This window comes from Streptomyces sp. NPDC025638, assembly GCF_055558775.1.
Genome location: NZ_JBVHLX010000001.1, coordinates 705,758 through 718,521, shown reverse-complemented (window position 1 = coordinate 718,521; position 12,764 = coordinate 705,758). Strand labels below are relative to the sequence as shown.

Here is a 12,764-nt window from a genome sequence, read left to right as displayed (position 1 = left end):
GGCGCAGGAAGGTCGGGCGTGGGGGATCACATGCGAGAGGACGTGACGGTGCGGCCGGAGATCAGTGGGTTTCCGGGAGGGTGATCTGCCTCTTGAGGATCTTGCCGGTGGGTCCCTTGGGCAGGGCGTCGACGATCCTGATCTCGCGGGGGTACTTGTACGGCGCGACGCGCCGGCGGACGAACTCCCGCAGCTCGTCGTCGCACGACTCGGTGCCGGGCCGCAGGGTGACCACCGCGGCGACCTCCTCGCCGAGGGTGGCGTGCGGGACGCCGATCACGGCAGCTTCGGCGACGCCGGGGTGCTCGTAGAGCACCTCCTCTATCTCGCGCGGGTAGACGTTGAAGCCACCGCGGATGATCAGGTCCTTCTTCCGGTCGACGAGGTAGTAGTAGCCGTCGTCGTCGACGCGGGCCAGGTCTCCCGTGTGCAGCCAGCCGTCCACGACGGTCTCCGCGGTCGCGTCGGGGCGCCCCCAGTAGCCGGCCATCACGTTGTGGCCGCGTACACACAGTTCGCCGACGCCGTCCTCCGGGCTGAGGACACACATCTCGACGCCCTCGATGGGGGTGCCGACGGAGCCGGGCTTGCGGGGCCGGTCCGGGTGGTTGAACGAGGCCACCGGGGAGGTCTCGGACATACCGAAGCCCTCCAGGACGATGCATGCGAAGACGGTCTCGAAGACGTGCAGGACCTCGACCGGGAGGGAAGCGCCACCGGAGACGCACAGGCGCAGTGAGCTCGTGTCGTGCTCGTGGGGGTCGTTCAGGCGCTCGGCGAGCATGGCGGAGTACATGGTCGGTACGCCCTCGAAGACCGTTACCCCTTGCTCCTCGATGGTGCGCAGCGCCTCGGCGGCGTCGAAGCGGGCGAGCAGGGTGAGCCTGGCACCCGCCACCACGGCGGCGTTCATGGCGCACGCCTGGCCGAAGGCGTGGAACAGCGGGAGGCAGCCCATCACGACGTCGTCGGGGGTGAAACGGGCCAGGGTGCGCGCGGTGATCTCGGCGTTGCGTGCCAGGTTGGCGTGGGTGAGCATCGCGCCCTTGGGAACGCCTGTGGTGCCGGAGGTGTAGAGGATGACGGCGAGGTCGTCGTCCTCCCTGGGTGTGGACGGGGCCGGGTCCGGATGCGCCCCGAGCAGGTCCTCCAGTCCGCCGGGCACGATCGGCACGACCGGGGTCCCGGTGCCCTCGGCGCCGGCCCGGGCCTGGTCCGCCACGCTGTCCCAGGCGAGGAGCAGCGCCATGCCGGAGTCGCGTACGTAGTGCGCGATCTCGCGCGGCTTGAGCAGCGGGTTCATCGGCACGACGACCCCACCGGCGCGCACGATCCCGTAGTAGAGGACGGGAAACTCCGGCAGGTTGGGCAGCATCAGCCCCACCCGGTCACCGGGGGCGACACCGTGGGCGACGAGGAATGCGGCGGTACGGCCGGCCAGGGCGTCGAGCTCTGCGTAGGTGAGCCCCCGGTCGCCGAGCTCGACCGCGAGGCGGTCGCCGTGGTCGTCGGCGGCATGGGCAAGGAAGTCATTGAGGTTCATGAGGGCATTCGTTCCTGATCAGCCGCGGAGCGCGGAGGCGAAGATGGCGGGCAGCTGGGCGATGCGGGGGGCGGTGGTGAAGCCGGTGACGCGCTCGAGCGTGGTGCGGCCGGTACGGATCGTGACGAAGTACGGCGGACGCGGGGACAGCGACGGGGAACCGGTGAGCAGACCACGCGGGGCCGGGGCGAACGGTGCGCGCACCACCGTCTTCTCGACGCCCTCGAGCATGAAGGCGTTGTGGACGAAGCCGGTGCCGCTGCCGATGTCCTGGCGGGTGTGTCCGGGGAACGCACCCCAGGGCGTGTAGCCGAGCAGGAAGCCCACCCCGGACCAGCAGTTGACGCCCAAGGTCCCGTAGCGCAGCTTGGCAATGGCCGATCCGACCGTGACCGGATGGGCCTTCTCGGTCTTCGGGTGGACGATCAGGGTGGCGCCGAGGGTGCCGGGAAGACGGTCGTTGGCGAAGTCGACTGCATGGCCGAGGAATTCGGCCGGGCTGTCGCCGGGGAGCCGCACGACGCCGAGGGCGCTGGCGAACACCTCGTCGGTGATCATCATGTCCTCGTGGCGCGTGATGTCCGGCACCAGGATCCGGCTGTCTTCCCCGAGGACCTCGGCGGCGGGATGTGCGGTGCGGACGGCCGTCAGGCGCTGCCCGGCACCGGGGTAGTAGTCGGTGCGCGGGGGCAGTGCGCGCAGCACGGTGCGGATTTCGTCCAGCAGCCGTTCGGCGCCGGCCCACTCGCGGGGCAGCACCAGGACCTGGCTGGCGATGCAGTTGTGGCCGGAGTTGTTCATCTTGCTGGTGACGATGTGCTCGGCCTGGAAGCGGAAGTCCGCGTCGCTCCACCGGCCCGGCACCACGATGCAGGGGCTGACGCCGCCCAGTTCGCTGGTGAACGGCTTGTCGACGAGCGGCCTGTCGTCACGGCGGCGCTGCTCGGCATGTTCGTCGGTGCCCCACACGATGGCGTCGTGGGTGCGGTCGCTCCCGGTCACGTGCAGGGAGTCCACTCCATCGTGGCCGGTGAGGTAGGCGCCCTCGGCGGCGCCGCCGTCGACGAAACGGACCCAGCCGCGCGCGATGAACTCGGCGAAGACCTGCTCGAAGCAGGGGCGCAGATAGGCGTTGACCGGGTTCATCTTGGCGAGTACGACCTGGCCCTCCGCGTACAGCTTGTGCAGGATGTCGAGCGCGGTGATCGAGGCGACGTTCCCGGCCCCGAGCACCAGCGCGACCGCGGGCCGGCCCGCGGCGCCCCGGTACTCCCCGGCCGCCTCCGCCAGGACCTGCTCGGGCGTGATGCCGTCGCGCATAAACACCTCGGCGGAGTATCCGCTGAGCAGCACCCGGTCCCATCCGGTGGAGGGGAAGACGCCGACCGCAGTACGGCCGCCCTGCTGCCGTACGGCCCCCGCCGCGACCGGGTCCTTTCCTGCGGCGATCCGGCGCAGGACGTGCAGGTAGGCGCTGGTGTTCTGGGCCAGGGCCCAGGGCCCGCCGGCCCAGTCCTCCGCCGCCCAGGGGGAGTCGGGCGCATATCCCTTGGCCCGGGAGGCGGCCTCGACCATGTCGGGGGCCGCGGCGCGGATCCGGGGCATGAGTCGTTCCAGCAGGGCGATGCGCTCGGCGAGCGGGGTGGAGCACCAGGACTCGGCGTTCCGGCGCAGGTCTGCGACGGCTCGGTCGAGGCCGACGGTGTCGAGGGCGGTGCTTTTCACGTGACTCCTTGGCGGGCGGACGGACGGGGGAACGCGGTCATGCGGTCAGTTGGCGCGCGTCCCGGGAGGGGTCGACGAGGGTCACGGCGGCCACGCCGCCGAGCAGGAGCAGGACACCCGACAGCAGCAAGGCGTGCCGGTAGCCGTCCGTTCCCTGGGTGTCGACCAGGCGGCCGGTCAGGACGGGAGCGATGAGACCGGCCGTGGTCACCACGGCGTTCATCACTCCCAGGGCGCCACCGCGGCGCTGCTCCGGGGCGAGCTCGGCGATCGAGGTGACCGCGATGTTCGTCATCACGCCGCACAGTCCGAAGGTGATGACCAGCAGCAGTACGGTCACGGGCCCGGGCTGGGCCACCGGCAGGGCCAGGCAGCTCAGCGCCCCGCCAATGAGGGTGATGCCGCCGACGCGGGCACGGGCCCACCGGCTGCTCACGCCGCGCCGCAGCAGCCATCCGGTCAGCCCGGCCTGCCCGAGGACAGCGGCCGCGCCGACCGCCCAGAGCACGGCGATCAGGCTCGCCGCAGTAGTGGTGGGGTACCCCAGGCCGTCGTGCAGGTACGAGGGCACCCACACCAGAAGCAGGCCAAGGCACCAGTAGGTTCCGAAGTAGGCCACCGTCGTACCGATCCAGGTACGGGTACGCAGGATGCGGCGGTAGGGGACGACGGCGCCGGAGCCGGGCAGGACATCCGGAGTACTGCCCGGGGCGGGGTTCGCGTGGCTGCCCTCGCGGCCGACGAAGGCCCACACCACCGCCCACAGCACGCCGACCGCCGCAACCACACCGAAGGCCGAGCGCCAGCCGTGGTGATGGATCACCCAGGTCAGTCCCGGTGCCGCGATCACGACACCCGAGGCGGTGCCGACGGTGATCAGGGCACCGGGGAGGTTGCGGCGATGGTCGGGGAACCAGGCCAGGGCACTGTGCTGGGCGACCGGGAAGGCCGGTCCCTCCGCTGCTCCCAGGACAATCCGTGAAGCGACCAGCATGGCTATGCCGCCACCCAGCGCCATCGGCGTCTGCGCGACCGACCATAGGAGGGCCATGATCAGCAGGAGCCATCGGGGCGGGAGGCGGTCGGCCAACAGCCCCACCGCTGCACCGGAGATGGAGAACAGCAGGAAGAAGGCGCCGTTCGCCAACCCGAAGCCGGTGGCCGACAGTCCGAGGTCGTGACGGATCGGGTCGGCCGCCAGTCCGAGGACGGACTTGTCGGCGAAGTTGACCATCATGAACACCACGAGGAGCCCGGTGACAGTCCACGCACGGCGCTTGGACTCACCCGGTCTCTTCCGGGGCTTGGCGGGCTGGACGGGTGCGACATCGGTGTCGGTCACGGTGGCTCCGCGGTGAATGCTGCTGGAGAGCAGGGAGGATGGTTGATCGGAGGTCAGGAGAGCGGGACGCCGGCGATCGCGATGCGCTCCATCACCCGGCGCTGCGGGAAGTAGTCGCTGATCGCGTAGTGCTGGGTGGCGATGTTGTCCCAGATCGCGACGGAGTCGGGCTGCCAGCGGAAGCGGACCTGGTACTCGGGAACGCGGGCCTGGAGCACCAGCTCCTCGAGCAGCTCGCGGCTCTCCTCGTCGGACAGACCCACGATCCGCACGCTGAACGGCTCGTTGACGTACAGCAGTCGGCGTCCCGTGCGCGGGTGCCGGACGACGACCGGGTGCTCGACCGGCGGCAGAGAGACACGCAGCGCCTCTACCTGATCCGGCGTCATCAGCGCACCCCAGCTGGGCACCCAGTCATGCACCGCGGTGAGGTCCTCGATGCGCTCCTTCATGGCCTCGCTGAGGTTGTCGTACGCGGCCCCCATGTCCGCCCACATCGTGTCGCCGCCGGCGGGCGGGATCTCCACCCCTCGCAGGACGGAGCCGAGCGCAGGGGCGGCCATGAAGGAGTGGTCGCTGTGCCAGATGTTCTCGCTGCCGACGGTCATGGCGTCCTTGGCCAGGCGTGAGACGCCGATGGTGTCGCCCTTCGGGAAGAAGGGGTTCGGCTCCGGCTCGCCCCAGATCCCGGCGAGGGCGTGCTGGGCGTCCGGGTCGAAAGCGTGCTGGCCGCGGAAGAAGATCACCTTCCATTCCAGCAGCGCCTGCTTGAGCTCTTCGGCGAGCTCCTCGCCGATCGGCTGCGACAGGTCGACACCGCCGATCTCCGCGCCGATGTGCGAGGTGAGCGGCGAGATCCGCAGCCGCTGGTATGCGAATGCAGGCATGCCCGGCGCGGCGCGCTCGAGCGTGCGCGGGCCGTAGTGCATCAGCGGCTTGTCGACGGCGGGTCGGGGTGTGGCAGGGGCAGACATGTGGGCCTCCATGGCGGTCGCCCGGAAAATCGTTACGGGCAGTATCGATATTGGGGTGCGGGTGAACAAGAGCCTGTCGGCAACTTTTTCGAAGGGGCCGGCCCGGATCAGGCCGGGCCGCTCACAGCGCGGACGACGAGGTCGACGAGTTCGTCCACCAGGTGCTCAACGGGCAGTTCGCGCTCCGCCAGAAGGCGGTAGACCAGCGGCGACGCCACGAGCGTTGCTGCGGAGCGAATTCCTGCGGCATCCCACATGCGCCGCCACATCGCCTCCGAGGCAACCTCGGCATCGGTTCACCTCGGGGCGTCGTCCACGTCGGCGAGTCGCTGCGAGGACTTCTCCGTGTTTCGGGCCTCGGCCGCCTTCGGCCTGACGGTGGGAACGGGCAGGAACGGAAGGCGCAGGGCCGCGAAGGCGGCCTCGGGCACCGCGGGACGAGTCGGTTTGACCGGTGGGGTGGGCCGGTACGGCTCGCCCTGGGTGGGACGCAGGTCGGCCTCGCCCTTGTTGGGCCACAGGGACATGGCCCGTTCGGCCTGGGCGGTGATCGTCAGGGAGGGGTTGACCCCGAGGTTGGCGGAGATGGCGGAGCCGTCGACGACGCTGATGCCGGGATGCCCGTAGAGACGGTGGTAGGGGTCGATGACGCCGGTGTCGGGGCTGTCACCGATGGGGCAGCCGCCGATGAAGTGCGCGGTCAGCGGGATGTCGAAGATCTCGCCGACCGAGCTGCCCGGGAAGCCGTTGATCTCGTGGGCGAGCAGGCGGGCCGCCTCTTCGGCGGCCGGGATCCAGTTCGGGTTGGGGGCCCCGTGTCCCTGGCGGGAGGTCAGCTTGGCCGCGCCCCGGCGCACCTTCTTCGGCGAGACGGTGAGGGAGTTGTCCAGGGACTGCATGACCAGGGCGATGATGGTCCGCTCCGACCAGCGGCGCTTGCTCAGCGAGCGGGCGAGGAGAACGGGGTGTCGGGTGCAGGTGGCGAGGAAGCGCAGCCAGCGTGGGCCGCGGCCGCCCCCGGGTGCTTGCAGCACCGCTAGCAGGCCCATGGCGTTGGAGCCCTTGCCGTAGCGCACCGGCTCGATGTGGGTGTGCTCGTCCGGGTGGATGGACGAGGTGATCGCCACGCCCTTGGTGAAGTCGGCACGCCGCCCGTAGCGGCGGTCGGTGGTCTGTGCGGTGACCACGGCCTCGGAGTTGGTGCGGGTGAGGTGGCCGAGCCGGTCGGAGAGGTGCGGCAGGTCTCCCCGGGCCTTGAGGGTGTGCAGGAGCCTCTGGGTGCCGTAGGTGCCGGCGGCGACGACCACGTGGCGGGCGGTGAGGCTGCGCTTGCCCCGTCTGCGGGAGCCGGAGCGGCGGGTCTCGATGAGGTGGCCGGCGTCTTGTTCGCTGATGCGGGTGACGGTGGTGAGCGGGTGGATCTCGACGCCGTTGCGTTCGGCGAGATGCAGATAGTTCTCGGTGAGCATGTTCTTGGCCCCGTGGCGGCAGCCTGTCATGCACTCGCCGCACTCGGTGCAGGCCCGGCGGGCAGGTCCCGCACCGCCGAAGTAGGGGTCCTGGGCCTCGTCGCCCGGCTGAGCCCGGCGGCAGCCGGGCGCGTCGTTGCCGTCGCCGAAGAAGACGCCGACCGGCGTCATGTGGAAGCTGTCGCCCACCCCCATCTTCTCTGCGACCGCCTGCAGGTGCGTGTCGGAGCGGGTGACGGTGGGGTTGAGCCGCACGCCGAGCATGCGCTGCGCCTGGTCGTAGTACGGGGCCAGTTCCTGCTCCCAGTCGGTGATGTGCCCCCACTGGTGATCGGAGAAGAACGCCTTCGGCGGCACGTACAGGGTGTTGGCGTAGTTGAGGGAGCCGCCGCCGACGCCTGCGCCGGCCAGAATGAGCACGTTGCGCAGCAGATGGATGCGCTGGATGCCGTAGAGGCCGAGGGCAGGTGCCCAAATGTAGTTGCGCAGGTCCCAGGAGTTCTTCGGCAGGTCGGCGGGGGTGAATCGGCGGCCGGCCTCCAGGACCGCGACGCGGTAGCCCTTCTCGCTCAGCCGCAGGGCGGACACCGCCCCGCCGAAGCCGGAGCCGACCACGACGACGTCGTAGTCGTAGGCGTCGCCCTCCGACGACTGATTGCGGTCGCGGGAGGTCGTGGGGGTCGTCATGGTCAGCCTCCGAGGGATGCGGTGAGGGCGGCCCGCGCCGTTGGCGGGGTTGCGGCGAGGGGGCCGGCGGCCTATCGGGGTGGGTACCGGCCGAAAACCTGGACTGTGCTGCTGGAGGATGCGGCGGGCAGGGGCGGGGTGTTGGGCAGAGCAGCCCCCGGAGGGAGCAGTCGCGCGAACGGTGGTGACTACCGACCCGCGGGCTGGCTCTCCTGGTCCGTGCGGCCACACCGTATGCTCTGCCGGCAACCACGGAGGATGTGCAGTCGCCCAGCATGAGAGTCATCCGTTGTGCCGGCGCAACAACGCTGGCTAGCGTGATCCCATGGAGTCGACTGCCTCAGACGTCGCGCCCTTGATCAAACAGGTCGCCGGGCAGCTCCTCGACGAGGTCGACGCCCTCCTCCTGGACATCGACGCGGCGATCTTCGAGGTGGCCCCGGTCCTCGCCGAGGATCCGTCGCTCGCCGCGGAGAGCCGGGCCAGCAGCCGGGCGAACGTACTGCGCTGGCTGACCGCGATGCAGCGGCGCCCCGGGGAACCGATATCCCGGGACGCGCCCCCGGAAACCCTCGATCTGGCCCGCTCCCTGGTGCGCCGTGGCGCCGAACTCGATGCCCTCGTGCAGTCCTACCGCCGTGGCCAGAATGTCGCCTGGCGGCGGTGGATGGACATCGCGTCCGCCGTCGTCCCGGCACGCGGCGACCTGGTCGAGCTGCTTCAGGTGTCCTCGGCTCTGATGTACGAGTACGTCGACGGTGCGCTGGACGCCGTCATCAGGCGCATGCAGCAAGAACGCCGGGACCTGCTCTCCGGCGCGCTGGCCCGCAGAGCCGAGACGATTCGACTCCTCCTCGACGGAGCCCCCATCAGCGCCGACCGAGCCGGCCAACGACTCAATTACGACGTCACCGGACGGCACATCGCCATGGTGCTGTGGTCCGACCCTCCGGGTGAGGTACACGGCATGCTCGAGCAGGCTGCTGGAATCCTCGCCACTGCGGCCCGCACCCGGCCTCCCCTGACGCTGCCCGCCGGCACCCGCACCCTGTGGGCCTGGATCGCCGTCCGCCACGAACCGGACGTGCAGGCACTACGCAACGCCATGGCCCACGACGCCCCCATGGTTCGCGCAGCCCTCGGCCCTCCCCGCGAAGGTGTCACCGGGTTCAGGCGCAGCCACGCTGCCGCGCTCGCCGCCCAGCGGCTCCTCGCCGGCAACCCCGACGGAGAACAGCTCACCGCCTACCGCGACATCGAGGCCGTCGCCCTTGCCAGCCAGGACGAGCAGCGCATGGAAGAGTTCATCACTTCCACCCTGGGCTCCCTGTGCGGCAACGACCCGGCGCAAGCGGCCCTCCGCACCACCCTGCGCGTCTACCTCGACGAGGGCGGCAACGCTCCGCGAACAGCCGAACGCCTGCACACCCACCGCAACACCGTGCTGCACCGGATCGCCCGCGCCGAAACACTCCTGGGACACCCGGTCACCGAACACCGCCTCGCCGTTTCCCTTGCCCTGGAACTCCTGCACCACCTCGGCAACCGCGCGCTGAGGAATACCGGCCAGAAACCCGCGTAGGGATCGACGATCGACCAGGGGAGCGCCACACCACGTCGGGCATCGGCTTGGCGTTGACAGCAGACCCGCGTTGCCCCAGGGATACTCCGCGCAGGCCTGGAGGCAAAACGGATGGCACGGCTGTGGCAAGGCACTGGCCTGTGCCGTTCGTACGGCCGGAATCGCACACCGGAATCGGCCCGTGCGCTGACGGGCGGACTGCGCGTGGGGCCGCGGCCGACCGGATGAACGGCACCGCCGGTGACCCGCGCGCGCCGAGCGGTGCCTGGCATGACGGGCGTCGGACGCTGCCTATCGACGTGCGGTGATTCGTCCTCGCTGCAGAGTTCCGAGCATTGCCACGCATCCGCGCCGACCGCACACGGGCTTCCTCGCCCAATCTGCCGTCTTGAAGCGCGAAGAGGAGGATGTCGAGGTACAGCCCGGTTCCACGTCGGCTCGTCTTGCACCGGCTGTCTCAGCGCCCTGCGAAGACAACGTCAGCGTCGGCTCTCGACCACAGGAGGCTCGGATGGATCCGATCCACTTCCGGATGGCGATGCCGCCTGAGCTCGTGTTCGGCGCTCTGCTGGACAAGGACAAGGGCGGACACCGCACGGTCCGGCCGGCCCATCAGATGTACGCGACCAAGCAGTTGTACCTTCCCGAAACGGCGATTCCGGTGACCCGGTTCATGACCGAAGCGGGTGCCGGCGAGGTGGTCGACTTCAGCCGGTGACCGGTGCCACGGCCGCCCCCCGTCACCGGCTGGTCCGCATCGTCCGGTGTGTGCGCGGCAGCATGTCCTTCGAGATCGACATCGCCCCACGGTTCGACTACGGCCGCAGCCACACGAGTTGCACGTCACCGAGCACGGGGCGGTGTTCACCTCGGAGGGCTTGGCGCTGACGGTGCACTCGGTCCGCGAAGCGGGCGACGAGCGGCTGCTGAGCGCCCTCCCCGGCGGGAACGACTCTCGCTTGTCGCTCACCCTCCAGGCAGGTCAGCAGCGCGGCATGGGTCTTGGAATCGGCCGCCGACGGGCCGCCCCCGCGAGATCCGGGTCGCCGGGTACGAACAGCTCTTCCACCACACCATCCGGTACTGGCGGTCCTGGCTGGGCAAGTCGCGCTACACGGGACGGTGGCGGGAGGCGGTGGAACGCTCCGCGGTGACGCTGAAGCTCATGACCTACGCACCCAGCGGTGCCGTGGTGGCCGCCCCGACGGCGGCGCTGCCGGAGCAGATTCCGCGGAGCCGTGCGGCACGGGTCCGAGGAGCACGAGGGTGTCTCCTTCCGCCGGAGCGACGCCGTGCGCCTCGGTGACCGGTTCGAGCCGGCCGTCGACCCGTACGACGAAGAGCAACTCGTGTCCCGGTGGCATCAGGTCGGAGGCGGACCGCACGAGAAAGCAGGCGCCCCGCTCGTGGCGGGCTGCCAGGGAGTTCCGACCCAGGTCCGAGCCGAAGAGCACGCCGCCGCCGGTGTACGGGGCGACGACACCCTGGCAGCCGGGCGGCGGGCCGACGCGGTAGACCGGCCCTTCGACACGGTCCTGCACGACCACGGAGGCGAGCGCATTGAAGTCGTCGTCGTCCGTGAGCAGGAGAACCGCTGTGACTCCCTCCAGCCGGGCTTCGGGGCTGGTCGCCGCAGCCAGGAGCTCCCCCGGGGCCAGCTCGATCCCGGCATCCCTGATCCGGTCTCTTTCGTGCGCCAGTCCGGCCCACATCAGCGCGTCCACGCCGGCCGCGCGCAGCGACCGCGCAAGGTCGACCACCCAGGGGGCGCCGCCCACCAGCAGGGGCCGGGTCCGCGCCGACCGAACGACACCCAGAGCAGCGGCCACCGGCCTGGCCGTCAGGGCGTAGACCAGGACGGTTCCGACGATCACCAGGAAGGTGATCGGCAGGATCTCGCCGGCGCCGGGCAGTCCCTTGTCGACGAGTGCGGCGGAGAACGTGGAGGCTGTGGCGGCGGCGACGATACCGCGGGGCGCCATCCAGCCGATGAATGCCCGCTCCCCGGAGCCGACGTCCGTTCCGGCCGCTGCGAAGGCGGCGACGAGGGGTCTCACCACCAGGACGAGCACGGCGACGAGGACCAGTGAGGGAAGAAGCACCGGCACGACGGCAGCAGGTGCGACCGAGGCCGAGATGGAGATGAACAGAAGACCGATGACCAGTTCGACGACGGTTGCGAAGAAGGGCCGACGTGCGGGCATGTCGAATCCGGGCAGATTCGCCACCGCCGTACCGATGACGATCGCCGCGATGAGCCCGGTGTCGTCGAACACCAAGTCGCAGCCCGCGGACACCGCGACGACGGTCGCGAGCTGTGCGAGAGTCCCCAGCGTCCCGCCGAGCCGCAGCCTGCGCAGGGCCAGCCACAACAGCGCGATGCCGACCACGCCACCGGCCAGCCCGATGGCCATGCTCCCGAGGAACACGCCGAACCGGAAACCCTGGCTTTCCTGGAACCGGACGATGACATGGAAGACGACCGCACCCAGGATGCCGCCGAGAGGGTCGATCAGGGACCCTTCCCAGAGCAGGATCCTCCGCACCCGGTCGGTCGGCCTGACATGGTCGAGCAGCGGGCCCACGACGGTGGGCCCAGACACGACGAGGATCACGCCGATCATGAGCGCCACCGTTGGCGGGACGTCGAACAGGGCGGTGACCAGCCCCAGACAGGCTCCCCAGGTGATGAAGACCCCCAGCACGACCAGCCGGGCCACCACTCGCCGGGTTTCGCCCTTCAGATACCGAAGATCCAGGCCCAGCCCGGCGTCGTAGAGGATGACGGCCACCGCGAGCGACACCAGAGGCGTGAAGTCGGGGACCAGCCGGTCGGGGTGGATGACGTCGGTCAGTGCTCCGGCGGTGAAGCCGACGGGCAACAGCACGATCAGTGAAGGGACACGCAGCCTGCTCGCCATGATCTGGGAGCCCACTGCGAGCACGACGGTCAGGCCGATACCCAGCAGGATTTGCTCTTCGCTCACGGCGTTCTTGCCCCTCTTGGACACGGGTATGAAGCCCCGGGGTCAGCTTTGGGCCTCCGTACCACTTTGCCGCAGGTCGGCGTCGGTGAGGGGTTCGAGCTCGCCATGGGTGTCCAGCCAGTGCAGGAGGACGACGGCCGGAACACCAGCAGCGTGGCCACCAGCGTGAGGATCCCGAACAGCGCAGTGCGGTGGGCGCGCCCGACGCCTCGGCAACAGTCAGGGAGGTGGGAATGAGGAACGGACGCTGGGCCATGCCCCAGGCGACGACCACGACGGCGAGTGCCAGTACTCCGGTCCGAACATCGGCGTGGAGACGGCCATGCGGACGTCCACGCCGGTGGGGTTGTCCGCGGAGTCGAGCGCAAAGCCCGCGGATCCGTTGAACTCACGAGCAGCGGATTCAGTCCGTTGACCCAAAGTCCTGAATCCGCGCCCCTGCTGAGACGTTTCCG

At 70.1% G+C, this 12,764-nt stretch carries 8 protein-coding genes; 2 read left to right on the top strand and 6 right to left on the bottom strand.

All coding sequences use genetic code 11. The features are described 5' to 3' along the window. Positions 1–61: 61 nt before the first annotated feature. The 5 genes from ACZ4EG_RS03135 to ACZ4EG_RS03115 all read right to left on the bottom strand — a co-directional run bounded on the left by ACZ4EG_RS03135 (position 62) and on the right by ACZ4EG_RS03115 (position 7,740). Positions 62–1,543, bottom strand: a complete 1,482-nt coding sequence (locus tag ACZ4EG_RS03135) for a long-chain-fatty-acid--CoA ligase (protein ID WP_467789321.1) — start codon at positions 1,541–1,543, stop codon at positions 62–64. 18 nt (positions 1,544–1,561) lie between these two features. After that, positions 1,562–3,268, bottom strand: coding sequence for an aldehyde dehydrogenase family protein (locus ACZ4EG_RS03130; RefSeq protein ID WP_467789320.1), 1,707 nt, complete (start codon positions 3,266–3,268; stop codon positions 1,562–1,564). Positions 3,269–3,305: 37 nt separating this feature from the next. After that, positions 3,306–4,610, bottom strand: a complete 1,305-nt coding sequence (locus tag ACZ4EG_RS03125; RefSeq protein WP_467789319.1) for an MFS transporter — start codon at positions 4,608–4,610, stop codon at positions 3,306–3,308. A gap of 53 nt (positions 4,611–4,663) precedes the next feature. Then, positions 4,664–5,584: a TauD/TfdA dioxygenase family protein gene (locus ACZ4EG_RS03120; RefSeq protein WP_467789318.1), complete on the bottom strand. Its 921-nt coding sequence runs from the start codon at positions 5,582–5,584 to the stop codon at positions 4,664–4,666. 296 nt (positions 5,585–5,880) lie between these two features. Beyond that, positions 5,881–7,740, bottom strand: a complete 1,860-nt coding sequence (locus ACZ4EG_RS03115) for a GMC oxidoreductase (RefSeq protein WP_467789317.1) — start codon at positions 7,738–7,740, stop codon at positions 5,881–5,883. Positions 7,741–8,065: 325 nt separating this feature from the next. On the opposite strand from ACZ4EG_RS03115, the gene ACZ4EG_RS03110 reads away from it, so the two are divergent. Beyond that, entirely contained in the window at positions 8,066–9,322 is a 1,257-nt protein-coding gene (locus ACZ4EG_RS03110) for a PucR family transcriptional regulator (protein ID WP_467789316.1), read from the top strand. Positions 9,323–9,833: 511 nt separating this feature from the next. Further along, a complete protein-coding gene (locus ACZ4EG_RS03105) occupies positions 9,834–10,040 on the top strand; it encodes a hypothetical protein (RefSeq protein ID WP_467789315.1) in 207 nt (68 codons plus the stop codon). 445 nt (positions 10,041–10,485) lie between these two features. Here ACZ4EG_RS03105 and ACZ4EG_RS03100 read toward each other — a convergent pair whose 3' ends face one another. Continuing rightward, positions 10,486–12,309: a cation:proton antiporter gene (locus ACZ4EG_RS03100; RefSeq protein WP_467789314.1), complete on the bottom strand. Its 1,824-nt coding sequence runs from the start codon at positions 12,307–12,309 to the stop codon at positions 10,486–10,488. Positions 12,310–12,764 lie beyond the last annotated feature (455 nt).

Coding starts and splice junctions, on each gene's coding strand:
- ACZ4EG_RS03135 (WP_467789321.1), bottom strand. CDS start 1,543: ATGAACCTCAATGACTTCCTTGCCCATGCCGCCGACGACCACGGCGAC.
- ACZ4EG_RS03120 (WP_467789318.1), bottom strand. CDS start 5,584: ATGTCTGCCCCTGCCACACCCCGACCCGCCGTCGACAAGCCGCTGATG.
- ACZ4EG_RS03115 (WP_467789317.1), bottom strand. CDS start 7,740: ATGACGACCCCCACGACCTCCCGCGACCGCAATCAGTCGTCGGAGGGC.
- ACZ4EG_RS03110 (WP_467789316.1), top strand. CDS start 8,066: ATGGAGTCGACTGCCTCAGACGTCGCGCCCTTGATCAAACAGGTCGCC.
- ACZ4EG_RS03105 (WP_467789315.1), top strand. CDS start 9,834: ATGGATCCGATCCACTTCCGGATGGCGATGCCGCCTGAGCTCGTGTTC.